The 24,589-nt window shown below is 68.1% G+C and carries 23 protein-coding genes and 1 pseudogene; 10 read left to right on the top strand and 14 right to left on the bottom strand.

The genetic code is table 11. From position 1 onward, the window contains the following. Positions 1-105: 105 nt before the first annotated feature. From AC069K_RS16360 to AC069K_RS16330, 7 genes are all read right to left on the bottom strand, one after another. The gene (locus tag AC069K_RS16360; RefSeq protein ID WP_478616491.1) at positions 106-420 is read right to left on the bottom strand and encodes a hypothetical protein; all 315 of its coding nucleotides are present in this window, start codon (positions 418-420) and stop codon (positions 106-108) included. A 106-nt stretch (positions 421-526) separates the two neighbouring features. Beyond that, positions 527-778, bottom strand: a complete 252-nt coding sequence (locus tag AC069K_RS16355; protein WP_478616488.1) for a hypothetical protein — start codon at positions 776-778, stop codon at positions 527-529. After that, complete coding sequence (locus tag AC069K_RS16350; RefSeq protein ID WP_478616486.1) at positions 771-1,124, bottom strand: hypothetical protein; 354 nt, start codon at positions 1,122-1,124, stop codon at positions 771-773. Before AC069K_RS16350 ends, AC069K_RS16355 begins: the two co-directional genes overlap by 8 nt. Before the next feature lie 1,842 nt (positions 1,125-2,966). Continuing rightward, positions 2,967-3,782: an aminoglycoside phosphotransferase gene (locus AC069K_RS16345; protein WP_478616483.1), complete on the bottom strand. Its 816-nt coding sequence runs from the start codon at positions 3,780-3,782 to the stop codon at positions 2,967-2,969. A 191-nt stretch (positions 3,783-3,973) separates the two neighbouring features. Further along, positions 3,974-5,092: a radical SAM protein gene (locus AC069K_RS16340; protein WP_478616480.1), complete on the bottom strand. Its 1,119-nt coding sequence runs from the start codon at positions 5,090-5,092 to the stop codon at positions 3,974-3,976. Between the two features lie 339 nt (positions 5,093-5,431). Beyond that, complete coding sequence (locus AC069K_RS16335) at positions 5,432-5,731, bottom strand: DUF7848 domain-containing protein (RefSeq protein WP_478616477.1); 300 nt, start codon at positions 5,729-5,731, stop codon at positions 5,432-5,434. Further along, positions 5,728-5,997, bottom strand: a complete 270-nt coding sequence (locus AC069K_RS16330) for a hypothetical protein (protein ID WP_478616474.1) — start codon at positions 5,995-5,997, stop codon at positions 5,728-5,730. The genes AC069K_RS16335 and AC069K_RS16330 overlap by 4 nt, the downstream gene beginning before the upstream one ends. A 114-nt stretch (positions 5,998-6,111) precedes the next feature. Here AC069K_RS16330 and AC069K_RS16325 point away from each other — a divergent pair, with 114 nt between their 5' ends. Together AC069K_RS16325 and AC069K_RS16320 are read left to right on the top strand one after the other, a co-directional pair. Then, positions 6,112-6,948 carry a helix-turn-helix domain-containing protein gene (locus tag AC069K_RS16325; protein ID WP_478616471.1) on the top strand — a complete coding sequence of 279 codons (837 nt, stop codon included), beginning with the start codon at positions 6,112-6,114 and terminating at the stop codon, positions 6,946-6,948. Next, positions 6,945-7,160, top strand: coding sequence for a DUF397 domain-containing protein (locus tag AC069K_RS16320; RefSeq protein ID WP_478616468.1), 216 nt, complete (start codon positions 6,945-6,947; stop codon positions 7,158-7,160). Before AC069K_RS16325 ends, AC069K_RS16320 begins: the two co-directional genes overlap by 4 nt. Positions 7,161-7,236: 76 nt before the next feature. On the opposite strand, the gene AC069K_RS16315 is transcribed toward AC069K_RS16320, so the two are convergent. Further along, the gene (locus AC069K_RS16315) at positions 7,237-8,019 is read right to left on the bottom strand and encodes a hypothetical protein (protein WP_478616465.1); all 783 of its coding nucleotides are present in this window, start codon (positions 8,017-8,019) and stop codon (positions 7,237-7,239) included. A gap of 35 nt (positions 8,020-8,054) precedes the next feature. Then, positions 8,055-8,852: a hypothetical protein gene (locus AC069K_RS16310; RefSeq protein WP_478616463.1), complete on the bottom strand. Its 798-nt coding sequence runs from the start codon at positions 8,850-8,852 to the stop codon at positions 8,055-8,057. A 322-nt stretch (positions 8,853-9,174) separates the two neighbouring features. On the opposite strand from AC069K_RS16310, the pseudogene AC069K_RS16305 reads away from it, so the two are divergent. The 3 genes and pseudogenes from AC069K_RS16305 to tyrS form a co-directional block, all read left to right on the top strand. After that, positions 9,175-9,441: pseudogene (locus AC069K_RS16305) on the top strand (TldD/PmbA family protein); the annotation flags it as partial. After that, positions 9,438-10,835, top strand: coding sequence for a metallopeptidase TldD-related protein (locus AC069K_RS16300; RefSeq protein ID WP_478616460.1), 1,398 nt, complete (start codon positions 9,438-9,440; stop codon positions 10,833-10,835). The pseudogene AC069K_RS16305 and the gene AC069K_RS16300, both read left to right, overlap by 4 nt. A gap of 54 nt (positions 10,836-10,889) precedes the next feature. Continuing rightward, positions 10,890-12,158 carry a tyrosine--tRNA ligase gene (gene tyrS / locus AC069K_RS16295; protein ID WP_478616457.1) on the top strand — a complete coding sequence of 423 codons (1,269 nt, stop codon included), beginning with the start codon at positions 10,890-10,892 and terminating at the stop codon, positions 12,156-12,158. A gap of 134 nt (positions 12,159-12,292) precedes the next feature. Here tyrS and AC069K_RS16290 read toward each other — a convergent pair whose 3' ends face one another. Then, positions 12,293-12,568: a GlsB/YeaQ/YmgE family stress response membrane protein gene (locus AC069K_RS16290; protein ID WP_358831960.1), complete on the bottom strand. Its 276-nt coding sequence runs from the start codon at positions 12,566-12,568 to the stop codon at positions 12,293-12,295. 242 nt (positions 12,569-12,810) lie between these two features. Here AC069K_RS16290 and AC069K_RS16285 point away from each other — a divergent pair, with 242 nt between their 5' ends. Both AC069K_RS16285 and AC069K_RS16280 read left to right on the top strand, forming a co-directional pair. Continuing rightward, positions 12,811-13,185, top strand: coding sequence for a DUF3099 domain-containing protein (locus tag AC069K_RS16285; protein ID WP_358831961.1), 375 nt, complete (start codon positions 12,811-12,813; stop codon positions 13,183-13,185). 207 nt (positions 13,186-13,392) lie between these two features. Further along, on the top strand, positions 13,393-13,611 hold the full coding sequence (locus AC069K_RS16280; protein ID WP_478616730.1) for a hypothetical protein: 219 nt from the start codon (positions 13,393-13,395) through the stop codon (positions 13,609-13,611). On the opposite strand, the gene moaA is transcribed toward AC069K_RS16280, so the two are convergent. The 3 genes from moaA to AC069K_RS16265 all read right to left on the bottom strand — a co-directional run bounded on the left by moaA (position 13,594) and on the right by AC069K_RS16265 (position 16,731). Continuing rightward, a complete protein-coding gene (gene moaA, locus AC069K_RS16275) occupies positions 13,594-14,583 on the bottom strand; it encodes a GTP 3',8-cyclase MoaA (RefSeq protein ID WP_365112827.1) in 990 nt (329 codons plus the stop codon). The two genes, AC069K_RS16280 and moaA, sit on opposite strands and share 18 nt — an antisense overlap. Positions 14,584-14,734: 151 nt before the next feature. Continuing rightward, positions 14,735-16,369 carry a solute symporter family protein gene (locus AC069K_RS16270; protein ID WP_358831964.1) on the bottom strand — a complete coding sequence of 545 codons (1,635 nt, stop codon included), beginning with the start codon at positions 16,367-16,369 and terminating at the stop codon, positions 14,735-14,737. Then, on the bottom strand, positions 16,366-16,731 hold the full coding sequence (locus tag AC069K_RS16265) for a DUF485 domain-containing protein (protein WP_358831965.1): 366 nt from the start codon (positions 16,729-16,731) through the stop codon (positions 16,366-16,368). Before AC069K_RS16265 ends, AC069K_RS16270 begins: the two co-directional genes overlap by 4 nt. A gap of 314 nt (positions 16,732-17,045) precedes the next feature. On the opposite strand from AC069K_RS16265, the gene AC069K_RS16260 reads away from it, so the two are divergent. Both AC069K_RS16260 and AC069K_RS16255 read left to right on the top strand, forming a co-directional pair. Next, entirely contained in the window at positions 17,046-18,566 is a 1,521-nt protein-coding gene (locus AC069K_RS16260; RefSeq protein WP_478616452.1) for a S8 family peptidase, read from the top strand. A gap of 95 nt (positions 18,567-18,661) precedes the next feature. Continuing rightward, on the top strand, positions 18,662-20,197 hold the full coding sequence (locus tag AC069K_RS16255; RefSeq protein ID WP_478616450.1) for a S8 family serine peptidase: 1,536 nt from the start codon (positions 18,662-18,664) through the stop codon (positions 20,195-20,197). A gap of 58 nt (positions 20,198-20,255) precedes the next feature. On the opposite strand, the gene AC069K_RS16250 is transcribed toward AC069K_RS16255, so the two are convergent. Further along, positions 20,256-21,299, bottom strand: a complete 1,044-nt coding sequence (locus tag AC069K_RS16250) for a zinc-dependent alcohol dehydrogenase family protein (protein ID WP_478616447.1) — start codon at positions 21,297-21,299, stop codon at positions 20,256-20,258. Positions 21,300-21,489: 190 nt separating this feature from the next. On the opposite strand from AC069K_RS16250, the gene AC069K_RS16245 reads away from it, so the two are divergent. Continuing rightward, the gene (locus AC069K_RS16245) at positions 21,490-24,588 is read left to right on the top strand and encodes an NACHT domain-containing protein (RefSeq protein WP_478616444.1); all 3,099 of its coding nucleotides are present in this window, start codon (positions 21,490-21,492) and stop codon (positions 24,586-24,588) included. Position 24,589 lies beyond the last annotated feature (1 nt).

The following is a 24,589-nucleotide window of genomic DNA, read 5'->3' as shown; positions in this document are numbered from 1 at the left end:
TTGCGGTTTCCCTTCCACATGAGAAGGGCACGGCCGAGTGTCCTTGTCGTCCGTGCCCACTTCTCCCACCGGTACGAAGTGCCGGCGGGCCCACTTCTCCCCGAGTCAGTACGCCCGGCCCATGGCACGGAGGATGTCCGCCGCACGCGTGAGGAGCGCGTACGCCTCCCGCATGTGGTCGGTGGTGAGTTCCCCGTGCGTGTAGAGGTCCAGGAGCGCAGTCGTCTCCCAGTCGCTTTCCAGGTCCGCGCGCTTGCGCAGCATCGGAGAGGGCCGGAAGCCCGGCAACAACTCCCCTTCCTCCACCCACACGATGGAGGCCAGGGGGAAGATCCACCCGTTCACCGTGCCCCACGGGTCACCCGTAAAGGACATCCGGACGTGATCCAGGATGAGCGCCTTACCCTTCAAACCAGCCATAGGAGTTACCCCCCTTGTTCGTCTACCGCGCCCTATTGGCGCAGTAGGCAGAGGGAGGCACGGAAGAGTGTCCTTTTCCGCCGTGCCTCCGTGGCTGCCCACTACGTCAGTGCAAACCCATGCAGTTCTGCTCTACGGGGCCCATTCGGACCCCCTTCCGCGTGAACTGCGTGGAGAGGAGTTCCCCGCTCGCCTTGAGCGCGCTCACGAGGGTTTCCAGGTCCCACCCCTCGTAATTCCAGAGCGCGCCTTTACATTGCTCCCCGGTTTCGGGGAACATCGCGCCGAGTGATTCGGCCATGCACCCTTCACACAGGAAGAGATCAGCGGGCTCGTAGTAGAAGAAGCGCTCAGGCATTGACCGTTGCCCCCTTGTGTTCCTCGCAGTTGCAGCCGGGCAGGTTGGTGCAGTGCATAGCCGAGTAGCCGTGTCGCGTGAGGACAGAGTTCGCCCGATACTTGACATTGCCAGCCAGCCACCACTTAACGCGCTTTACGCCTGCTTCCCAGTCGTCGCCCACCTGTGCCGGGCACGGTCCCCCCTCGAAAGGTGTGGTGAGTACCCAGAAGGTCACATCACTGTGAATGACCATGCTGCCGCGCTTGTCCATGTGCACCTGGGCTTGAGTGTTGTCACTCAGCCACACCGACAGCACGAGAGAACGGCCGATCTCTTGCGTTGTGATCTCACCTATTGCAGGCATGATTCCCCTTACTTACTCCACTACGTCCCTTGTTCGTAATGGGTGATGGGGCGCACGGAAGAGTGTCCTTTTCCGCCGTGCGCCCGACTCCCTTACGAAACCGGGGTGACCCGAACGTTGTAGCCGTGGACCAGCGTGTATCCGGTCCTGAAGATGTCGCGCTTAGCGCGCTGGCACATCCCCACATGAGCGATTGAAGACGTGAACGCGTGTACCGAGTCGACCATGTTTCCCCATGCCCGGACCCGGTAGCGGAACGTTCCGATTACGTCTGTGATGCTCACCTCGAACACGTCGTGTTCGCTGTACTCACGATGGAATGAGTAGCTGCCGAGCGGGATAGTCCCGCGCTCACGCGGTCGGGATACGCCCTCTGCTGCCACTGGCATAGCTTCCCCTTAGTGATCGCTGTACGGCCCTCACGGGCCCTTGCAAGTGCCTTACGACACTCCCCCCGACAGACTCACTCTCAGACGCTTAGAGACATGCTGAGTGGGCCCGGTGAGTATCAGTCACCGTGGCCCGTTGCATGCTGGACACGTCGTGTTGTGTGTGTCTGCCGTAGGCAATCTCGTAATGCAGTTCCGGCCTAGTTGGCGCACCCGCCGGACGGTGCATCATCAGTCTGTTTTCTGACGTTGACCTACCGCTCTACGCTCCGTGCTCCATAGGGACATCTCACGACGTTCCTTAGGGCGGTGACGCTTCAACCTGTGTCTATTCGCTTCAACAGGCGCTCGGTCTATTGAGTTCTCAAGGTTCCGCTGATTCGTTCGTAAGCCGGTCCCGTATCACCGTTGCCCGCCATTTGTCGGTGCGCTCTCGCGCCCCTCGTACGAGCCTTCTACGTCCGTTCTCACTCCCGCTTACGCCCCCCGTGGGGAACGGCTCACGACCATTCGAGTGATGCGCTCAGAACGTCTCTGCTGGCCCTTTCCGCATCCCCGCTTAGCGGGTGGTACTTCGGGCCGCTCCGTTCGGCGCGGTCGGTGTTGCAGGGAGTACGTTTCCCTATCCACACCCAGGACACAACTTACGAATAGCGGTTAGGAGTGAAGACGCGCGCTCACGCGTTGGGGCTACAAAACCGCAGGTCAGAAGGGGTGCAGTGCTCGGCCGGCAATGCCTACAAACTAGGACACAATACCCCAGTACCCAGGACGCAACTTATTTGCATTCCCTTTACCTTCCTGGGGTGCATAAAGGACATATAGGGGCGGCTCGTTATAGCCCTGTGATATGCAAGGTTGTTGCATATATACCCTTGCCACGTATACATAGGGTGCGTAATGGACATTGCGACTTGCGCATTGTGTCCACATTCATGCACGAATGACCGTGACACAGGTCACACAATTCACCTGCCGCTGACTCGCCCTCGTGCGCGTCCGTGCGTCACAAGCGCACAAAGAATGCATTCACAAGGTCACGAGGAATGCACCCCTATTGATGCCTCACTTAGTGGTGCAGCATTATCATTCACAAGCGCACAATGTATTAATGTTACCGCACACGCATGTGATGCACATATACGGGGGTAATATAACGAGAATGCACACAAGGGACCGCAGGGGGCGCCTTCCTTCCACCGTGTACGGGTTTGAAGGCTTCACAAGCTCACAAGCTCTAATCGCCCCGAACACACTTCGAGCCCCCTAACGACCCCTTCGGCCGGCACCGCGGCCTCTCGGGACCCCTCAGAGGGCTCGTAATGTTGCATCAGATGGGGTGAGGTAACAACAACATTGTTCCTTGGCTCACACTTCAGGGCTCTGCTGTCCCGTTCTGAGCCAGAGGACACGTACGTAATCTATGGAGCCGGTTGGTATACCCCGGCTCAGGTCACCTCTTTGTGAGCTTCTGCCTGTACTCAGACCACTCCTGGGAAGCCTGCACCAGTCGAGAGGTCCAGAAGTCGGGTTCTTCTCCCCCGATCTCCTTCCACATTCGAGCATTGGCCAGGGCGAAGGCTTCCAGGGCCTTCGGAGAGGCCGTTTCCCATGTTGGGATTCTTTCGGCCCAGCTTTCAGCCTGCTCTGGTGTGTGTTTCCCGGCAGCCAGGAGCCAAATTACCCAATATCCTGCATCAAGCCAGGGTGCTCCGCGTGTGGCCCAGGCCCAATCGACCATATAGGCATGGTCTCCCTGGATTAGAACGTTCTCGTTGTTCAGATCCGTATGGAGAAGGGCATTTCCTTCGAAAAGGTGGAGCTGGGCGGGATCATCTACATAGCTGCTCAGTCTTTGCCCTGCTTCCCGAAGTTCAATTGAGGGAATTTCGACCTCTCCGAGCCTCGTAAGCAGGTCGACCACAAGGGGGAGATCCCCGGATTCCGGGCTGTAGTCGGCGTGGTACCCAGTGATCAGGTCAAACCCGAGCAGATCCCAGCCACTTCCCTTGACCCGCCAGAGCAGTTCGGGAGAAATTCCTCTGATAAAGGGGTTCACTTCTGCTTCGCGCTGTTGTGTCCAGGCCCATTTGTGGTCGGAGCGAAGGCCCTTCACGTGCACGTCGCCGGCATCGCAGTGCAGGCGAGCCGCAACCTGACTGTTGAGGCCCGAGGACACCGGGTCAACCCGGTGAATCCGTCCTGTGTGGGACTCGATGGCCGTACGAACGGCTGAGGGCAGCTCTTCAAAGGTGGTACGAGACGCCATGGGTTCACTCTCTCATCAACGCGACGCGGGCCCCGCCGAAACGAGGCCCGCGCCTTGGAGCATGGTGGATCAAGTGGTGGATCAGTTGTAGGGGTTGTCGTTGCCGCAGCCGGGCTCGATGTCGCCCGTCAGGGCGTCCACGTCGTCCACCAGGACAACGGTGGTGGTCTCCTCGGTCGTGGTCGCAGCGGTCATGCTTCCTCCTTGAAGCCGTGCTGACAGTAGTGACTGAGCGGCGCTTCGGCTTGCTGGTAGAGCTTGGCGAGTGGCCGGCAGACCCGGCAGGAGCCGGACAGCTTGCACCCGCTGCACCCTCCAGTCCGAAGCATCTGAGCATCTGCGATGAGCGGCAGATCCCTCAGGCCACCAACCCCGGTGCTCATGAGGTTGATGGGGTTCTCACGTCCGACCTTGCACATAGTTGCGCTGCCGAACGGGTCCAGGTGGTAGAAGGTGTGTCCGGCGGGGCACCCCCGGAACACCTCCTCTCGGTTGATGTATTCGGTCACCTGGAAGTCGAGAGGGCCTTTGTCTCCGTCGTAAGACGGAGAGATATTGGCGAAGACCTTGTACGGAATATCAAGGCTGTCCGCCAGGGCCTTCATTTCATCGACTTCGTGAGCGTTGTGCTCGGTGACGATGAGCGAAAGCTCAAGGGGCAGCTCGGCGGCCCGTGCCGCCTTCAAGCCCCGGATCACTCTCCGATAGGCCCCTTTGGTCCTCGTCAGGGCCTCGAACGTCTCGGCCGTGGCTCCGTACAGAGATACCGTGACCTTGTGCGGCGGCAGCTCGGTAAGGATTTCCAGGGTCGGCCCGTGGTCGAGCCGCGATCCGTTCGTCAGGATCTCCAGCATCATCCCCATGCCGTACGCCGTGCGGTACGACTCGATGAAGTCGGGATCGATGGTCGGTTCGCCTCCCGTGAACTGGAACCAGAGAACTCCGGTGTCCCGGACCATCTCCAGGAGCGCGGTCTTCTTCTCCATGGGAAGTCCGGCGAAGGGGCGTTGCCAGACCACGCACATGTCACAGGCGAAGTTGCAACCCCGGTTGATCTCCCAGGTTGCACGGCTGTAGTTGAGTGCCGTCTCAGGCCGGACCAGAACGGTGCTCGACGCGGGAGCCTGGTCCAGGCGCACACCCCAGGACTTCTCTGCGGCCTCGGTGAACCACGCGGGCGGAGGCCCGCCGGCACTCACCGCATCTCGTACTTCCTCGTACTTGTCACGAGGAAGCTGCATCCCGCCTCGGGAGCCGGGGCGCACCGCTACGAACTTTCGGTATTGAGGGCTCACGATCACCTGATGCATGGCTTCCTCTCGTGAGGTTTCTTTGGGGGGGGTCCCGTGCCGGGGTAGGACCGGATACAGCCGCGCGGCCGTTGGTTTTTGCGACATGCTGCGTTTCACGGGCTCTCTGTCGGACACTCGTTGTCCCCCCTTTGAGGATCGCCCAATGCAAGGACACCGACAGAGGTACTTGCCCCACCCTGCTGGGATCTCCGGGGAGATAGGGGAGCCTCCAGCGGGTGCCGTCCAGCAGGGTGGGAGTCTATTTGGGGCTGGACAGATAAACTCCGAGAACGAAGCCAACTGAGCCGGAAATCATCATGATCAGCAGAGGCCCTGTGTAGAGGGCTAACCGTCGAATCATGCCTTCAGCTCGACTTCTACGACCCTGCCGTTGGCCGGGTGCCGTTCTGCCGGCGGCCCGTGCTCTGTGGAGGCCCACACCTCATAGTCGGCGTGAATACGGCGGTAACGGTCGTGCTGAGTCTCCCCGGTGTGCTTGCTCATCCAGGCGTGGACTTCCTCCGGCGACGACTTGACGCCGGACTCTGCCCCGCATTCCGTCTCTTCACCCCATACGCATCGGGCCTCGAACTCGTCCTCAGCAGTTGTGTCCTTGCGGATGAGGTAGGTGACGAACCTCAGTAGGGAGCGAGTCACGACCGACCGCCGATCACGTGGTTTCGGGCGGCCAGAGCGGCACTCAGCTTCTCGTCCTGGGTGGCCTCGCTGATCTTCGCGGGCTCTACGGGCCACTCGCGTCCCCCACCGATGGGGCGGAGCCACGCGGCACCGGCCCAAGTGCCCCGGTAGACGCCGAACTTGCCGCTGTGGTCGTCCTTCACGATCTCGTCGTACGTGGGAGCCCACACCTCTTCGGTGGGGGCGTCAGGCGTGGGGGCCTGCAACTGGGTGGTCTCAGGCATGGGGGGCCTCGGGTTCCGTCTACGTCACTGACTGTGTGTAGATCGTTGCTCGCCGGTCGTAGCATGGGAACCACCCCCAGCTCTCCACTGCAACTGTCAAGAGGAGCCGTCTAGATGGTCAGTTCGACAGGCAAGGGCCAGAACGAGGACCGCAAGGCCACGAACAGGCAGGCATACGGAGAGCAACTGAAGCGACTCCGAGAGGCCAAGGGGTTAACCCAGGCTGAGCTAGGGCGCATGATCATGATGTCTGCCTCGATGGTGGCTCACATTGAGGCTGGCCGAAGGATTCCGCAGCTCAAAGACGCGGAACTTCTTGATCAAGTGCTCGACTCGGACGGCTTTTTCGTCCGCTTCCTCGACACCTTGGGCGTGGTGCCGGTTGCTGATCACTTCGCCGCAGCGCTTGAAGCGGAGCAACACGCAATCGCCATCAGTGAGTACGCGGTCTCTCTGGTGCCTGGACTGCTCCAGACCCCCGATTACGCCCGTGCCGTCTTCCAGGCACAGCAGCCGAACTATGTGCCGGCGGATGTTGACAGGCGCGTTGTCAACAGGATGAAGCGGGCCGAGATCATGAAGGACCCGCTCTCTCCCGCCCTGTGGTTTGTCCTCAACGAGAACGTCATAAGGGCCCAGGTCGGGGGTGCAGCCGCGATGGCTGAGCAGCTTCGGCACATCGCCCGCCTGGGGCGGTCTGGGCGGGTGCGGGTGCAGGTCGTTCCGCACAGCTCTGGCGCTCACGCAACCATGGGATCGATGCTCAGTTTGATGCGTTTCGCGGATGCGCCTGAGCTGGCGTACGTAGAGGCGCTGTACACCGGCAACCTGATCGATGATCCGTTGATGGTGCAGAGGTGCAAGGATGCATACGATCTGGCTCGGGCTGCTGCCATGCCACCGGACGCATCCCTAAACCTGCTCGAAGAGGTGGCGGAGGACTACACATGAACGTGAAGCACATCCCCAACGCATCCGCGGTGAGTGGCTGGCGCAAGTCCAGCTACAGCGGTGGGGACAACGGCAGTTGCCTGGAGGTCGCTGACGGCTACGAGGGCGGCGTACCTGTCCGTGACAGCAAGAACCCTGAGGGACCTGCCCTCGTCGTACCTGGCGAGGCTTGGACGGCATTTCTGGGGCTGGCCAAGCAATCGGCCATCTGATCCGGTCTTCCCGTACACTGAGACGTGAGAGCCCCCACCTGTGTCCTTGGTGGGGGCTCTCGTTGTTGTTGCTGAGCTACACCCCCGCAAGTCCCTGCTGGATGTACCGGGCAGCGGTACTCTCACCAACGCCCAGGATCTTGGCCAAGTTGGGGCCGGTGATCCTCTTACCCTTCGCCTTCAGCTCTCGGGCAGCGGCCTCGATCTGATCCTCAGGAACGGCCTTCCTGGGACCACCCCGCTTGGTCAGGGCAGCAGCGATCCTCTCAGCATCGCTCTCAGCTCCCTCAGTGAGAGCCCTCACGTCTGCCGTGAGCTTGTCGTAGGTCTCGGTGAGCGTACGGCTGTAGGTGAGAGCTTCGTCCGTGTGGGCTGAGAGAACCTGGGTCAGCTCCACTGAGAGGTAGTCGATCATCCCAGTGAGTTCGGCCATCTGCTGAGAGGTCGTCTTCACCTGGGCAGGAGTCTCGGCCATGTGCACGAGGTGCGCGATGGTGAGAGGCGGAACGCAAGAGACAGCCACCACCAGGAGAGCGGAGCTGTTCATGTAGTTCTGTTCGATCAGGTGGGAGATCGACTGAGCCGACATGGCCAGCAGCAGGGCCATGAGGGAGCCCACGAGAGCAGTCACCTGCCCAGGCAGCTCCATCTTGCGGCGGTACGTGGCGATGGCCCCAGCCGAGAGGGCGTAGACCGAGAGGCACACTGGCATGGCGGGGGCGTAGTGCTCGGACCATCCGGCAGTCCTCGCCAAGGCCACCTCTCCGGGAATCGAAAGGTACAGGGCGGCGATGCACGCCGCCGGCAAGGCCACGTAGAGGATGCCCTTGATGTACCAGGGGGTTGCGGAAGTAGACATGGGTGTCCCTTCGAATGTGCTGCGGTTGTGAGAGATCAGCGGCAGTCGCGGCAGGTGCCGCCGGGGTGGCCCACGGGGAAGGGCCTGTGGCACTCAGGGCACTGCTCGCGGCGCACGGGAGCGGGAGAAGGCACCAGCAAGAGAGGCGTGGCTTTCTCGGGCTGGTGGTTCTTGAGGCGGTAGGACACCAGGGCTGCCGCCGAGTCCACAGAGCTGGGCAGCGCCCGAGTCAGAGCCTTGATCACGTCCACCTCAGCAAGGCCCTCAGAGAGCCACTGAGCGGCCAGCGGAGCCAGGCGCATGCTTTCCCGCATCGAGAGCTTCAGGGAGGGCTCTACACGCCCCAGACGGCCCAGGCAGGCCACAGCTCGACCGGTCACCGCGTCAGCGGTGCCGAAAGTCTTGGGGTCATTCTTCTGGGGAGACTCCTCCCCCTCCTGCTGGCCCTCGCCCTCACTGGCCTTGGCCTGCTGAACGGACGTGGGAAGGAGGTCATTTCCCTTCGGGTTCTTTTCTCCCTTGGGAGAGCTGCCGACAGCCCGAGGGGTCGACTCACCGACCGTCGGCATGCGGTCAGTCGGGGTGTCAGAGACAGAGGTGAGGGTGACCCACTGCTTCGTCTCAGGGTCCTGGACCCGAGCACGGTGGTAGTACCGGAGGTCAGTCAGCTCGTTGGCTGCGTTGGAGATCGTGCGGCGGCCATTGGGCACGCGGGCAGCGATCTTCTCAAGGGTCATGCTGTTGCGGTCGGGGTACGACAGCATCTTGACCAGGAGGCCAAGGGCCTCAAGGGACATGTCGGATCGCTGTGCGATCTCGTTCGGGATCTGCACGTAGGCACGGGTGTGCCGAGTACGCTGGACGAGCACTTAGAGCCCTATCTCTAGGTGTGTCCCGACCGGTTAGCCACCGGACGGGGGACCCCCAGAGGCACCGGGTAGCCGCCCGGTGGGTCCCTCTGGGGGTTTGTTGCTTCCTGGGGAAGGTACTGGAGCGACACCCAGGAGGCAACTAACTTGGTCGACACGAGATCGACACGGCACCCCGTAGGGTCCGGTTTTAACCGGTATGAACTGGGATTGAGGGAGAGGCATGAAACACGCTCTGACCTGCGGAAACGCTGATCCGGAGGGCGAGCCTCCTCCCCGACCGGTGAACTTCCAGTTCACCGGGCAGCGGTTCTTCCGCATCGAGAACGGCAGGCTGGCGGGCCAGCTGCGGGATGTCGCCTACCAGGCGACGACCACGGACTTCTGGGGCTCGATGGAGAAGGTGGGCGGCCCGCAGACGTACGTCCTGGGCGGCGCCTTCAACTGCGGCAAGGCCCAGCCGGGCCAGGTGGCGGCGGTCTCCCACGGCTGCCCGTCGGCCCTGTTCCGCGGCGTCAACATCTTGAACACCACGCAGGAGGCCGGGCGATGAACTCCCGTACGACCGTCAAGCCGCACGAGATCGTCGAGCGGGCACTCGCGCTCTCGAACGCCGACGGGTGCGTCGTCATCGCCGACGAGCACTCCTCCGCCAATCTGCGCTGGGCCGGCAACGCGCTCACCACCAACGGCGTCACCCGCGGGCGCACCCTCACCGTCATCGCGACCGTCGACGGGGCCGAGGGCACGGCCTCGGGCGTGGTGTCGCGGTCCGCGGTGACCGCCGACGACCTGGAGCCGCTGGTGCGGGCGGCGGAGGCGGCGGCGCGCGGCGCCGGGCCCGCCGAGGACGCCCAGCCGCTGGTCGAGGGCGTGCCGGTGGCCGCCGACTTCACCGACGCGCCCGCCGAGACCTCCTCGGCCGTCTTCACGGACTTCGCCCCCGCCCTCGGCGAGGCCTTCGCGCGGGCCCGCTCGGGCGGGCGCGAGCTGTACGGCTTCGCCCACCACGAGATGACCTCCTCGTACCTGGGCACCTCCGCGGGCCTGCGGCTGCGCCACGACCAGCCCACCGGCACCCTGGAGCTCAACGCCAAGTCGCCGGACCGGGCGCGCTCCGCCTGGGCCGGGCGCTCCACGCGGGACTTCAAGGACGTCGACCCGGGCGCCCTCGACGAGGAGCTCGCGGTCCGGCTCGGCTGGGCCGAGCGCCGGATCGACCTGCCGGCGGGCCGGTACGAGACGCTGCTGCCCCCCACCGCCGTGGCCGACCTGCTGATCTACCAGCTGTGGTCGTCCAACGCGCGGGACGCCACCGAGGGCCGGACCGTGTTCTCCAAGCCCGGCGGTGGCACCCGGCTCGGCGAGAAGCTGGCCCGGCTGCCGCTGACGCTGCGCAGCGACCCGAACGAGCCGGGCCTGGAGTCCGCCCCGTTCCAGCTGGCGCACTCCTCGGGCGACGACGCCTCCGTCTTCGACAACGGCCTGCCCCTCTCCCCCACGGACTGGATGCGGGACGGGAAGCTGGAGCGGCTGATCACCACCCGGCACAGCGCGGCCCTCACCGGGCTGCCGGTCACGCCCACGGTCGGGAACCTGGTCCTGGACGGCGGCGGCGAGCGCTCGCTGGAGGAGATGGTCGCGGCCACGGAGCGGGGGCTGCTGCTGACCTGCCTCTGGTACATCCGCGAGGTGGACCCGGCGACGCTGCTGCTCACCGGGCTGACCCGGGACGGGGTGTACCTCGTCGAGAACGGCGAGGTGGTCGGGGAGGTCAACAACTTCCGGTTCAACGAGTCGCCGGTGGACCTGCTGTCGCGGGCGACCGAGGCCGGGCGCACCGAGAAGACCCTGCCCAGGGAGTGGAGCGACTGGTTCACCCGGGCCGCGATGCCCGCCCTGCGGGTGCCGGACTTCAACATGAGCTCGGTCAGCCGGGGCGTCTGACCCCCATACACTGGCTGCTGCACATCCGTACACAGACCTAGGAGACGGACGACCGTGACGGACATCGTCGATGAGCTGCAGTGGCGTGGGCTGATCGCCCTCTCCACTGACGAGGACGCACTGCGCAAGGCGTTCGCGGACGGTCCCGTCACGTTCTATTGCGGCTTCGACCCGACCGCCCCCAGCCTGCACCTGGGCAACCTGGTGCAGATCCTGACCATGCGCCGGATCCAGCAGGCGGGCAACCGCCCGCTGGGTCTGGTCGGCGGGGCGACCGGTCTGATCGGTGACCCCAAGCCGAACTCGGAGCGCACGCTGAACGCGCCCGAGGTCGTCGCGGGCTGGGTGGAGCGGCTGCGCGGGCAGATCGAGCGGTTCCTCGACTTCGAGGGCCCGCACGCCGCGACCATGGTCAACAACCTGGACTGGACGTCGGGTCTGTCGGCCATCGACTTCCTGCGGGACGTCGGCAAGTACTTCCGGGTCAACAAGATGATCGCCAAGGAGGCGGTCTCCCGCCGGCTGAACTCCGACGCGGGCATCAGCTACACCGAGTTCAGCTACCAGATCCTCCAGGGCATGGACTTCCTGGAGCTGTACCGGCGCCACGGCTGTGTCCTCCAGACCGGCGGCAGCGACCAGTGGGGCAACCTCACCGCGGGCACCGACCTGATCCACCGGGTCGCCCCGGAGGCCGAGGTGCACGCGCTGGCCACCCCGCTGATCACCAAGGCGGACGGCACCAAGTTCGGCAAGACGGAGTCCGGCACGGTGTGGCTGGACCCGGAGCGCACCACGCCGTACGCGTTCTACCAGTTCTGGCTGAACGCGGACGACCGCGACGTCTCCAAGTTCCTGCGCATCTTCAGCTTCCGGTCCCGCGAGGAGATCGAGGAGCTGGAGCGGCTCACCGAGGAGCGCCCGCAGGCGCGGGCCGCGCAGCGCGCGCTCGCCGAGGAGCTGACGACGCTGGTGCACGGCGCCGACCAGTGCGCGGCGGTCGTCGCCGCGTCGAAGGCGCTGTTCGGCCAGGGCGATCTGGCGGAGCTGGACGCCTCGACGCTGGCCGCCGCCCTGTCCGAGCTGCCGCACGCCGAGGTGGCCGAGCTCGGTCCGGTGGTGGACCTGTTCGCCGAGGTGGAGCTGGTGGCGAGCAAGTCGGCGGCCCGGCGCACCGTGAAGGAGGGCGGCGCCTACGTGAACAACGCGAAGGTGACGTCCGAGGACGCGGTGGTCACCGCCGACGATCTGCTGCACGGCCGCTGGCTGGTGCTGCGCCGGGGCAAGAAGAACCTGGCCGCGATCGAGGTCAAGAGAGTCTGACCTGCGCGTTTGCCCTGCGCAAAGGATCGTGTGCAAAGGGATCGTGCGCAAAGGCTCCGGGGAAGTGCGCGGGGGGCGGTTCCGTCATGGGACCGCCCCCCGCGCCGTATCTGCCGTGGGGGCCGCCGCGCCCGTCAGGCCCGCTGCCTGTTGCCCCGCATCGCCATGTAGAGCATGTCGCCCAGGGCGACGATGACGACCGCCGCGGCGATCTGGAGGCCGTGCCGGCCCCAGTCGATGCCCTTGGTCTCCGCGATGCCGATCGCCCGCGCGATCGAGTTGCCGACCACACCGCCGATGATGCCGAAGATGGTGGTCAGCCAGAGGGGACTGTGCTGCTTGCCGGGGAGGATCGCCTTCGCGATCAGACCCAATACGAATCCGACGATGATCGCCCACAACCAGCCCATCGCTGCCTCCTCTTTCCGCTCGGCGCGAGCACTCAGCCGAGCACTCCGCCCTACATGAGCAGTCGCAGCCAGTGTTGACCCATCCGCCATACGGCGCATGTCGGACTCGTCCGTACGCAGTACGGATCGGCCGCATCGCTCAAGCCGGACCGCCCCCGGTCTCGAACCCGGCGGATCCCGGGCGTACCGTGTGAACTGTCCGGGCCGGGGAGAGCCCGGCGTGGAGTCGGGTGGTGGAGCAGATGCGGAAGCGGAACGGAGCCGAGGTCTTCCGGATCACCGGGGCCCGGCAGGGTCTGGCGGAGGACGTGCGCGGGCGGCAGCGCCGCTATGTGATCTCGATGTCCGTCCGTACGGTGTCGGTGGTGCTGACGGCGGTGCTGTGGAACATCGAACGCCCTGTCGCGATCGTGACCCTGGTACTGGGAGCCCTGCTCCCTTATGTGGCTGTGGTGATCGCCAACGCGGGGCGGGAGAACGCGCCTTCACTGCCCTCGACGTTCGTGCCCGCGCCCGCGCGGCCGATGCTCGGAGCGGCCCCGGTGGGCGGTCCGGCGGAACCCGCGGCGGGTCCCGGCAGCCCTGACCACGAACCGTGGTCACGCGAGCAGACCTGATCCGTCACCGTCCGCAAAGCTCAAGAAAAGCTCAGATCAATCATGAAGTTACGGTGCACCACAGCGGGTCCCCCGTGACATACTGCGTAGGCGCTCCGCATCCCCCGTCGGAGCGACGGACCGACGCCGGGCAGCTCCCCCCGTGGCTGCTCGGCGTCGCCATGTCACCCCCGGTTCATGGCGCAGAATGTATCCGTGAGTGACGAGATCGCCGACGAGGCGCCCGTGTGTTCCGCCAAGGGCTGCCGCACCGCGGCACTGTGGGTCCTGGCGTGGAACAACCCGAAGATCCACACGCCGGAGCGGCGCAAGACCTGGCTCGCGTGCGACGAACACCGCGAGCACCTCTCCCAGTTCCTGGGCGTACGGGGGTTCCTCAAAGACGTGGTGGCCCTGAGCGAGTGGGAGTCAGCCGCCGATCGCTGACATCGGGCGGTCGGGCTGGAGGAACGCCGGGTCGTCCAGACCGGATCCGGCCTTCTTCCCCCACATCGCCAGCCGCCACAGCCGGGCGATCTCCTCGTCGGGCGCCCCCGAGCGCAGCGCGCCCCGCAGATCCGACTCCTCGCGCGCGAAGAGGCAGGTGCGGACCTGGCCGTCGGCGGTGAGCCGGGTCCGGTCGCAGGCCGCGCAGAACGGGCGGGTGACGGAGGCGATGACGCCGACCCGGTGCGGTCCGCCGTCCACCACCCAGCGCTCGGCGGGCGCGGAGCCGCGCGCGTCGTCGCCCTCGGGGGTGAGCGTGAACCTCGTACGCAGCGAGGCGAGGATGTCACCCGCGGTGATCATCCCGTCGCGCTTCCAGCCGTGCTGGGCGTCGAGCGGCATCTGCTCGATGAACCGCAGCTCGTAGTCGTGCGCCACGGCCCAGGCCAGCAGGTCGGGGGCCTCGTCGTCGTTGAGCCCGGGCATCAGGACCGCGTTGACCTTGACGGGGGTGAGCCCGGCGGCGCGGGCGGCCTCCATGCCGTCGATGACGTCCTTGTGCCGGTCGCGGCGGGTGAGGGTCTTGAAGACCTCGGGGCGCAGGGTGTCGAGGGAGACGTTGACCCGGTCCAGGCCCGCCGCCTTCAGGGCGGCGGCGGTGCGCTTCAGGCCGATGCCGTTGGTGGTGATCGACATCTTGGGGCGGGGCTCCAGGGCCGCGCAGCGCTCCACGATGCCGACCAGGCCCGGCCGCAGCAGCGGCTCGCCGCCGGTGAAGCGGACCTCGGTGACACCGAGGCCGGTCACGGCGATGCGGATGAGGCGGACGATCTCGTCGTCGGTGAGCAGGTCCGGCTTGGCCAGCCACTGCAGGCCCTCTTCGGGCATGCAGTACGTACACCGCAGGTTGCAGCGGTCGGTGAGCGAGACACGCAGGTCAGTGGCCACACGGCCGTATGTGTCGATGAGCACTGTGGGCCCCCTCCCCCGGTTACCGGTTGATGTATACAGCCGAGCCTACGTGAGAGGGCCGACAACGGCGGGGGCCGTTTGACACGAGGTGCGGCGCGGCCGCGTCGTAGGACCCTACGACGCGGCCGCGGCCCGTACCCGTCCGTCCGCCCTAGTGGGCGCCGACTCCGCTGAGGGACTTGACCTCCAGCTCGGCGTACTTGCCGGCGTCCGGCTCCTCCTTGGACAGGAGCGATCCGATCAGGCCGAGCAGGAAGCCGACGGGGATCGAGATCAGGCCCGGGTTCTCCAGCGGGAACCAGTGGAAGTCCACGCCCTTGAACATGGACGTCTTCGGGTTGCCGGAGACGACGGGCGAGAACAGGACGAGCACGACCGCCGTGGTGAGGCCGCCGTAGATCGACCACAGCGCGCCCTGGGTGGTGAAGCGCTTCCAGAAGAGGCTGTAGAGGATGGTCGGCAGGTTGGCGGAGGCGGCGACCGCGAAGGCGAGCGCGACCAGGCCGGCGACGTTCAGGTCGCGGGCGAAGGCGCCCAGCACGATGGCGACGGCCCCGATGAAGACGGTGGCCCAGCGCGCGGCCCTGACCTCCTCCTTCTCGGTCGCCTTCCCCTTGCGGATGACGTTGGCGTAGATGTCGTGCGCGAAGGAGGACGAGGAGGCGAGGGTGAGGCCCGCGACGACCGCGAGGATCGTGGCGAAGGCGACCGCCGAGATCACCGCGAGCAGGATCGCGCCCCCGTTGGAGCCGCTGCCGCCGCCGATCTCCAGGGCCGCGAGCGGCGCGGCGGTGTTGCCCGCCGGATTGGAGGCGATGATGTCGCCCGGCTTGAGCAGGGCCGCCGCGCCGAAGCCGAGCACGATCGTCATCAGGTAGAAGGCGCCGATGATGCCGATCGCCCAGTTCACCGACTTACGGGCGGCCTTGGCGGTGGGGACGGTGTAGAAGCGGATCAGGATGTGCGGCAGTCCGGCCGTGCCGAGGACCAGGGCGAGGCCGAGCGAGATGAAGTCGAGCTTGGAGGTGCCGGTCTTGCCGTACTTCAGGCCGGGCTCCAGGAAGGCGCTGCCCTTGCCGCTGTTCTCGGCGGCCCTGCCGAGCAGGTCGGAGAGGTTGAAGTCGAACTTCAGCAGGATCAGGAAGGTGATGAGGATGGTGCCCGCGATGAGCAGGACCGCCTTGACCATCTGGACCCAGGTGGTGCCCTTCATCCCGCCGATCGTCACGTACACGATCATGAGGACGCCGACCAGGGCGACGATGAGGATCTTGCCCGCGTCGCTGGTGATGCCCAGCAGCAGCGAGACCAGCACACCCGCGCCGGCCATCTGCGCGAGCAGGTAGAAGATCGAGACGACGATGGTGGAGGTGCCGGCCGCCGTCCGTACGGGCCGCTGGCGCATCCGGTACGCGAGCACGTCGCCCATCGTGTAGCGCCCGGAGTTGCGCAGCGGCTCGGCGACCAGGAGCAGCGCCACCAGCCAGGCGACCAGGAAGCCGATGGAGTACAGGAAGCCGTCGTAGCCGAAGAGCGCGATGGCGCCGGCGATGCCGAGGAAGGACGCGGCGGACATGTAGTCGCCGGAGACCGCGAGGCCGTTCTGGAAGGCGGTGAACTGCCGGCCGCCCGCGTAGAAGTCGGCCGCGCTCTTGGTCTGGCGGCCCGCCCAGACGGTGATCACCAGGGTCGCGACGACGAACACCGCGAACAGGGTGATGATCAGTGGCCGGTGTTCGCTGGTGGCGGTCGCCGCGAGCGGGAGGTGGTCGTGCGGGGCGCTCATGCGTCGGCCTCCATGCGGGACTTGATCGCCTCGGCGCGGGGGTCGAGCTTGGCGGCGGCGTAGCGCGCGTAGAACCAGGCGATGAGGAAGGTGGTGAGGAACTGGGCGAGGCCGAAGACCAGGGCCACGTTGATGTTGCCGAACAGCCGGTGGCCCATGAAGCCGCCCGCGTAGTTGGAGAGCAGGACGTACAGCAGGTACCAGGCGATGAAGGCGACGGTGAGCGGGAACGCGAACCGGCGGTGGGTGCGGCGCAGTTCGGCGAACTCCTCGCTCGCCTGCACCTCGACGAACTTGTGGGTGGGGGGCTGGGCGGGACGCGTGTCGATTCCGCCGTCGGGCGGTGGCACGTCGGTGGCCACGGACTCTCCTCGTGATGCGGGTGCGGTGGGGATGGACGACAAGGGGGACCTCACGGTCGGGGACGGATGAGGGCGGTCCCCCTGACAACGGCACGGAGGGCGTCGCGTCTCGGTTCAGACCGGCCGTTTTTCCGCGCGGCCGCCGCACGGACGGGTGCTCTGGCCGTGCGCGGCGGCCCCGGGTGCGATGTTCTCGGAGCAACCCGCCCGAATTCATTGATGGGCCCGTGTGATCAGCGATAGCTTCGCTGGTCATGTACCCGTCCACTCGTGACCCGCGGGTGGACGGCTCTCACGGATGATGTGGAGAACCCATGGCTCATCTGGGATCCGGACGGCGGCGGGCCCTCGCGCTCCCCGCCGGTCTGGCGCTCACGGCCTCGCTCGGCTTCCTTCCGGCGGCCACGGCCTCGGCCGCGCCGGCCCCGGCCGCCGACGGCCCGAACCTGTCGTACGTCGTCAACACCACGGGTGGGCACGGCACTTCGGCCCGGGTGCGCGACGCGATAGCCAAGGCGGGCGGCACCGTCGTCGTCAGTTACGACCGGATAGGCGTGGTCGTCGCGCACTCCACGAACCCCGCGTTCGCGCGGGAGATACGCCGGGCCAGGGGCGTCTCCTCGGCCGGCGCCACCCGCACCACGCCGCTGACGGCGCAGGCCACCACGGAGGAGGGCACCACCCAGGCCCTCACCCCGGCCGAGGCCGCGAAGGCGAGGGCGGCCGCCGCGCCCGGCCAGGAGCCGCTGGAGGCCAACCAGTGGGACCTGCGGGCCATCGGCGCCGACAAGGCCGCCAAGATCTACCCCGGCAGCCGCCGGGTCACCGTCGGCGTGATCGACACGGGCGTGGACGACACCCACCCCGATCTCGCCCCGAACTTCTCCGCCGCCCAGTCGGCCAACTGCGTGGGCGGCGTCGCCGACACCTCGCCGGGCGCCTGGCGGCCGTACGCGGGCGGCAGCGACCACGGCACGCATGTCGCGGGCGAGATAGCCGCGGCCCGCAACGGCATCGGGGTCGCGGGCGTGGCGCCCGGGGTGAAGGTCGCCGGGATCAAGGTCGCCGAGCAGGGCAGCGGGCTGTTCTTCACCGAGGCGGTGGTCTGCGGGTTCGTCTTCGCCGCCGAACACCACATCGACATCACCAACAACAGCTATTACGTGGACCCCTGGTACTTCAACTGCAAGAGCGACCCGGACCAGAAGGCCCTGCTCGACGCGGTGACCCGGGCCAGCAGGTACGCCGAGCACAAGGGCGTCCTGAACGTGGCGGCGGCCGGCAACGAGAACTACGACCTCTCCAAGCACGCCCTCACCGACACCAGCAGCCCGGACGACCAGCCCGCGCCGCACCCGACGGTGACCGTGGACCCGGCCAAGTGCCCGGACATCCCGGCCCAGCTGCCGGGCGTGGTCACGGTCTCGGCGACCGGCGTGCAGAACGTCAAGTCGTACTACTCCAGCTACGGCCTCGGCCAGGTCGACGTGGCCGCGCCCGGCGGGGACAAGTACCAGATCCCGGACACCCCGGACAAGAACGGGCGCATCCTGGCGACGCTGCCGGGCGGCGCGTACGGCTACAAGCAGGGCACGTCGATGGCCACCCCGCACGTCGTGGGCGTCGCCGCGCTGCTGAAGTCCAAGCACCGCTGGGCGTCCCCGGCGGACCTGCGGGACATGCTCAGGGAGCAGGCCGACAACCCCGGCTGCCCGACCGGTCTGTACGACCCGGACGGCAACGGCGTCCAGGACTCCACCTGTGAGGGCGGCAAGCGCGTCAACGGCTTCTACGGCCACGGCGTCGTCAACGCGCTGAGCGCGGTCACCGAGTAGCACGACGACCGGCGGGCGCGGCCCCCAGCGGTCGCGCCCGCCGCGGAGCTCCTTCCCGTACGTACCGAGACATCCGTCAGTCACATGGAGAACCCATGACGTCGCACTTCTCCCGTACGCACCGCGCCCTCGCCGTCTCCGCCGTGATGGCGACCGCCGCCGCGCTGGCGGTCCTGCCGGGCACGGCGTCGGCCGTGTCCGGCGGCGGCGCCGCGCAGGCGGCCCCCGCCACCGACGCCTCCTCGCTCAGCTACGTCGTCAACCTCCGCAAGGGATACGGGCACGCCGACAAGGTCAGACGGGCCATCACGGCCGCCGGCGGCACGGTCGTCCAGTCCTACGACCGGATCGGCGTGATCGTCGCCCACTCGGCCGCCCCCGGCTTCGCGCAGGCGATGCGGGCGGTACGGGGCGTGGAGTCAGCCGGGGCGACCCGGACGGCGCCGCTGCCGGCGCAGACGACCACCGACGTCGGCACGCCCAGGACGCTCACCGCCGAGGAGGTCCGGGCCGCGGGCGCCGGGGCCGCGGCGGGCGAGGACCCGCTGGAGCCGCTCCAGTGGGACCTGAAGGCCATCAAGGCCGACAAGGCCCACGAGAAGACCCTGGGCAGCTCGCGGGTGACCGTGGGCGTCATCGACACGGGCGTGGACGACACCCACCCGGACATCGCGCCCAACTTCGACCGCTCCAAGTCGGTGAGCTGCATCGGCGGCAAGCCGGACACCACCGACGGCGCCTGGCGGCCGTTCGCCACCGGCGGTTCCCCGCACGGCACCCATGTGGCGGGTGAGATAGCCGCGGCCAAGAACGGCGTCGGCGTCACCGGGGTGGCGCCCGGGGTGAAGGTCGCCGCGATCAAGGTGTCCACCCAGGGCGGCAGCTTCTTCTACACGGAGGCCGTCGTCTGCGGCTTCATGTGGGCCGCCGACCACGGCGTCGACGTCACCAACAACAGCTATTACACCGACCCCTGGTACTTCAACTGCAAGAGCGACCCGGACCAGAAGGCGCTGGTCGAGGCGATCACCCGGGCGAGCCGGTACGCCGAGTCCCGGGGCACGGTGAACGTGGCGGCGGCCGGCAACGAGAGCTACGACCTCGCCGCCGACTCGATCACCGACCCGGCCAGCCCCAACGACTCCACCCCGGGCGACCGGACGGTCGACCCGAGCGCCTGCCTCGACATCCCCACCCAGCTGCCGGGGGTCGTCACGGTCGCCGCGACCGGGGCCAAGGGCCTGAAGTCGTCGTTCTCCAACTACGGCCGTGGCGTGATCGACGTGGCGGCGCCGGGCGGCGACTCGACGGCCTACCAGCCGCCGCAGGCCCCGGCCACCAGCGGGCTGATCCTCGGCCCGGTGCCCGGCGGCAAGTGGGCGTACATGGCGGGCACCTCGATGGCCGCCCCGCACGTGGTGGGCGTGGCCGCGCTGCTGAAGTCCGCGCACCCGCACGCGCCCGCCTGGAAGATCAAGGAGCTCCTGAAGGAGGGCGCGGACCCGACGGCGTGCCCCGTCCCGTACGACATCGACGGGGACGGCAAGGCGGACGCGGTCTGCGAGGGCGGCAGGCACCGCAGCGGGTTCTACGGGGCGGGGATCGTCAACGCCCTGCATGCGGTGCGGTAAAGCGTGTCGCTCCGGGGCCGGGCCGGGCGGTTCTCCCGCCCGGCCCCGGCGCCGCGCGCTACGGCTTGATCAGCACCTTCAGGGCGGTGCGCTCGTCCATCGCCTTGTAGCCGCCGGGAACGCCGTCGATGCCGACCGTCAGGTCGAAGACCGGGGAGGGGTCGACGGCGCCGGACAGGACGTCCGGGAGCAGCTCGGGGATGTAGGCGCGGACCGGGGCGACGCCGCCGCGCAGCGCGATGTTGCGGTCGAACATGACGCTCAGGTCGAGGCCGGTGCCGCTGCCGTGCGGGACGCCCACGTAGCCGATGGCGCCGCCGTCGCGGGTGATCTCCACGGCCGTGCGCATCGACTGCTCGGTGCCGACCGCCTCGATCACCGCGTGCGCGCCCTGGCCCCGGGTCAGCTCGCGCACGGCGTCGACGGCGGCCTCGCCGCGCTCGGCGACGACGTCCGTGGCGCCGAAGGCCCGCGCGATGTCGGTACGTACCCGGTGGCGCCCGAGAGCGATGATCCGCTCGGCGCCGAGCCGCCTGGCGGCGAGGACTCCGCAGAGGCCGACGGCCCCGTCCCCGACGACGGCGACCGTGGAGCCGCGCCCCACCCCGGCGCCGACGGCCGCGTGGTGGCCGGTGCCGAGTACGTCGGAGAGCGCCAGCAGGGCGGTGAGCAGGCGCTCGTCGGAGGCCGCGGCGGCGGGCAGCTTCACCAGCGTGCCGTCGGCGAACGGCACCCTGACCGCCTCGCCCTGGCCGCCGTCGGAGCCCACCGAGCCCCAGAAGCCGCCCTGCGGGCAGGACGTCTGGAGCCCCTCGGCGCAGTAGTCGCACGAGCCGTCGGACCACACGAAGGGCGCGACCACCAGGTCCCCGGCCCGGAAGCCGGTCACCTCGGAGCCCGCCTCCTCGACCACACCGAGGAACTCGTGCCCGATCCGCTGCCCCGGCTGCCGCGCGGACTCGCCCCGGTAGGCCCACAGGTCGCTGCCGCAGATACAGGCCCGCAGCACCCGGACGACCGCGTCGGTGGGCAACTGGACCACGGAGTCGGGCACGTCCTCCACCCGGATGTCGTGGGGGGCGTGGATGACGGTGGCGCGCATGGGGCAGATCCTTGCTGGTCAGTCGAGTGGCGTACGGAAAAAACCGTACGGGGAGTCCGTCTCTCACCGTACGCCTGTGCCGCCGTCGGCCGCCCGCCGAGACGGCCGCGCACCGCCCCGGCGGCCGGACCCGCCACCGGCGTAGGATTCCCTCCTCCGGGCCCTGGGGAGGTCAACTGCCGTGTCAGGCATGGAAGTCGCGTTCTTACGGCTGGCCGGGACGGTGGCCTCCACCGTCGCCAAGTCGCTCCTGAGCCCGAGACCCGGCGCGGGCCTGGTGGCCGGGCCCGTCCGTCCGGCCGTGCGTCCACTGCCGAAGCCCGCGTCGCCGGAGCGGCTGGCGAAGGTCCTCGGGCGGCGCCTCGCCGACGCGTACGGCTCACTGCCGGAGCACGAGCGGACGGCGGCGGCCGAGGCCGTGGCGGACGCCTTCGCGGCGGCGGGCGAGATCACTCCCGCGTACCTGTTCTCCCTGGACCTGGACCCCGAGCGGCTGCGGGCAGGGCTCCGCCGCCCGCACCCGGGTCCCGGCGAGGCGCTGTACGAAGAGCTGCTGGGGCTCTGCTGCGCCCATGTGGTCGAGCAGCTGACCGCGCACCCCGCGTTCGCCGCCCGGGCGGCGGTGGAGCAGGCGCGCGCGGCGGGGCGGACACACGCGCTGATGACGGACGTACGCGACCGGCTCGGCCCGCGACCACAGGCGGCGGCCCTGAGCTTCGAGGAGCGGTACGCGGCCTATGTGACCGAGACGCACGGGCGGCTGGAGCTGTTCGGGCTGACCCTGGGGCGCTCGCGCGGCGAGTGGGCGCTGGACACGGCCTACATCAGCCTCGCGGTGAGCGGGGAGCGCGCGGACTTCGGCCCGGCCCGGGGCGAGCAGGTCGCGGTCAAGGCCGAGCAGGCGCTCGCCGGCGCCGACCGGCTGGTGCTGCGCGGCCCCGCGGGCTCCGGGAAGAGCACGCTGGTGCAGTGGCTGGCCCTCAACGCGGCCCGGCGCAGCTTCACCGGCGAGCTGGCGGACTGGAACCGGTGCGTCCCCTTCGTGCTGCGGCTGCGCGCCTTCACCCAGGCGGACGCGCTGCCGCTCCCCGACGAGTTCCTGCGGGCGGCCGGGGTGCCGCTGCACGGGGCGGCGCCCGCCGGATGGGTGGAGCAGGTGCTGGCGGGGGGCCGCGGGCTGGTGCTGGTGGACGGGGTGGACGAGGTCCCCGTCCGGCTGCGCCACCGCACCGAGGCCTGGCTGAAGTCGCTGATCGCGGCCTTCCCCAACGCCCGGTACGTCGTCACCACGCGTCCCTCCGCGGTGCCCGTGGACTGGCTCTCCCGGCAGGGCTTCGCGGCCCACTCACTGCTGCCGATGGACCGCGACGACATCCGCGCCTTCATCGGCCACTGGCACGACGCCGCGCGCGGCGAGTGCCTGGGCGAGGTGGAGCGCGCGCGGCTGGCGACGTACGAGACCTCCCTGCGGCAGGCCGTGGGCAGCCGCCGCGACCTGGGCCGGCTCGCCACCAACCCGCTGATGTGCGCCCTGCTGTGCGCGCTCAACCGGGACCGCCGGATGCAGCTGCCGCGCGCCAGGAAGGAGCTGTACGACGCGGCCCTGGACATGCTGCTCGTACGGCGGGACACCGAACGCGAGATCGCGGGCGTGGAGGGCGTCGAACTCACCCGGGAGGAGCAGACCGCGCTCCTCCAGCGCCTGGCGTACTGGCTGATCCGCAACGCCCAGGTCGAGGCCGAGCAGGGCGAGGTCAGGGAGATGATCGCCGACTGGCTCACCGCGATGCCGCAAGTACGGGGCACCGCGGAGCAGGTCTTCGCGCATCTGCTGATCCGCAGCGGCCTGCTGCGCGAACCGGCGCCGGGGACGGTCGGCTTCGTGCACCGCACCTTCCAGGACTACCTGGGCGCGAAGGCGGCGGTGGAGTCCCGCGACTTCGGCGTGCTCGCGGCCAACGCGCACGACGACACCTGGGACGACGTGGTGCAGATGGCGGTGGGCCACGCGCGCGCGGACGAGCGGGCGCGGCTGCTGAAGCAGTTGCTCCGCCGGGCCGACCGCGCCCCGAAGCTGCGCCACCGGCTGGTCCTGCTGGCGGCGGCGTGCCTGGAGCACGCACCCGAACTGGACCCGGCGATCCGGGAGTCGGTCGAGGCGCGGACGCGGGAGCTGCTGCCGCCTCGGAGCCTGGACGACGCGGAGAAGCTGGCGAAGGTGGGAGAGCTGGTGCTGGGGCTGCTCCCCGGTCCGGAGGGGCTTGATGAGTACGAGGCGGGGGCGGTGGTGCGGACGGCCGCGGCGATCAGGGGGGATGCGGCGTTCGAGGTGATTTCGCGGTTCCGGGGGGATGGGAGGTGGCGGGTCGCCGAGCAGGTATCCAGTGCCTGGGGGGCGTTCGACACCGAGGAGTACGCGCGGGAGGTGCTGGCGGCGGGGGCCTGGGACCGAGCCGTGCTGACCGCCACGACTCCGGAGCAGCTGCTCGCCCTCCGGCTGGTCCCCGACGCCCAGCGCATCCATGTGACGGGCAGCCATGCCGATCTCAGCCCCCTGACGGAGGTGCGAGGGGTGGAAGAGGTTTTCGTCTACGGCAGCATGGACCTCACGGATCTCGCTCCGCTGGCCTCGCTCCCCCGGCTCAGGGAGCTGGGCCTGAGCCGATGTTCGGCACTGCGGGACCTGTCCCCGATCGCCCGGCCCGGCCTTGAGCACATCTCCCTCTACCTGCTCGATCCGGAACTCCCGCTGGAACCTCTGCGGGAGGCGACGGGCCTCAAGAGCGCCTTCATCGGGCATCCCGCACTCATCGAGAGCGTCGCCGAACTGCCCCTGGGACCCCAGCTGACCACGCTGGTACTTGAGCGCCAGATCCGGTACGCGAGTCTCGCCGGGATCGAACGCTGGCCTCTCCTCACCGGTCTGACGCTCGCCGGACAGGCGCAACTAAGGGAACTGTGCGCGATGCCCACCCTGCTCGGACGGCTTACCCAACTGGGGATGCATGAGGTCGGATCCGTGGATCTGCGCCTGCTCAGGGGCGCCACCGGACTCAGCAGTCTGTCCTTGATCGACTGCGGACTCCCGGCCGGACTGGGCGCTCTGCGTGAGCTTCCCCGATTGACCACGCTGTGGCTCTCCCGGTCGACGACAGCCGAACACCCCATCGATCTCGCTCCGTTGGCGGACCTGCCCGACCTCACCATCAGGGCCCCCAGCGGCACACCCCTCCTCGGGGCCGACCAGATCCCCCCGGAACGGCTGGACCTCTACCGAACCCGCCCCTGAC

This window comes from Streptomyces sp. NPDC043908 (assembly GCF_056435525.1).
The sequence above is the reverse complement of the archived record's forward strand: the minus strand, read 5'-3'. Positions and strand labels throughout refer to the sequence as shown.

Coding starts and splice junctions, on each gene's coding strand:
- AC069K_RS16360 (WP_478616491.1), bottom strand. CDS start 420: ATGGCTGGTTTGAAGGGTAAGGCGCTCATCCTGGATCACGTCCGGATG.
- AC069K_RS16355 (WP_478616488.1), bottom strand. CDS start 778: ATGCCTGAGCGCTTCTTCTACTACGAGCCCGCTGATCTCTTCCTGTGT.
- AC069K_RS16350 (WP_478616486.1), bottom strand. CDS start 1,124: ATGCCTGCAATAGGTGAGATCACAACGCAAGAGATCGGCCGTTCTCTC.
- AC069K_RS16345 (WP_478616483.1), bottom strand. CDS start 3,782: ATGGCGTCTCGTACCACCTTTGAAGAGCTGCCCTCAGCCGTTCGTACG.
- AC069K_RS16340 (WP_478616480.1), bottom strand. CDS start 5,092: ATGCATCAGGTGATCGTGAGCCCTCAATACCGAAAGTTCGTAGCGGTG.
- AC069K_RS16330 (WP_478616474.1), bottom strand. CDS start 5,997: ATGCCTGAGACCACCCAGTTGCAGGCCCCCACGCCTGACGCCCCCACC.
- AC069K_RS16325 (WP_478616471.1), top strand. CDS start 6,112: ATGGTCAGTTCGACAGGCAAGGGCCAGAACGAGGACCGCAAGGCCACG.
- AC069K_RS16320 (WP_478616468.1), top strand. CDS start 6,945: ATGAACGTGAAGCACATCCCCAACGCATCCGCGGTGAGTGGCTGGCGC.
- AC069K_RS16315 (WP_478616465.1), bottom strand. CDS start 8,019: ATGTCTACTTCCGCAACCCCCTGGTACATCAAGGGCATCCTCTACGTG.
- AC069K_RS16300 (WP_478616460.1), top strand. CDS start 9,438: ATGAACTCCCGTACGACCGTCAAGCCGCACGAGATCGTCGAGCGGGCA.
- AC069K_RS16290 (WP_358831960.1), bottom strand. CDS start 12,568: ATGGGCTGGTTGTGGGCGATCATCGTCGGATTCGTATTGGGTCTGATC.
- AC069K_RS16285 (WP_358831961.1), top strand. CDS start 12,811: ATGCGGAAGCGGAACGGAGCCGAGGTCTTCCGGATCACCGGGGCCCGG.
- AC069K_RS16270 (WP_358831964.1), bottom strand. CDS start 16,369: ATGAGCGCCCCGCACGACCACCTCCCGCTCGCGGCGACCGCCACCAGC.
- AC069K_RS16260 (WP_478616452.1), top strand. CDS start 17,046: ATGGCTCATCTGGGATCCGGACGGCGGCGGGCCCTCGCGCTCCCCGCC.
- AC069K_RS16255 (WP_478616450.1), top strand. CDS start 18,662: ATGACGTCGCACTTCTCCCGTACGCACCGCGCCCTCGCCGTCTCCGCC.
- AC069K_RS16250 (WP_478616447.1), bottom strand. CDS start 21,299: ATGCGCGCCACCGTCATCCACGCCCCCCACGACATCCGGGTGGAGGAC.
- AC069K_RS16245 (WP_478616444.1), top strand. CDS start 21,490: ATGGAAGTCGCGTTCTTACGGCTGGCCGGGACGGTGGCCTCCACCGTC.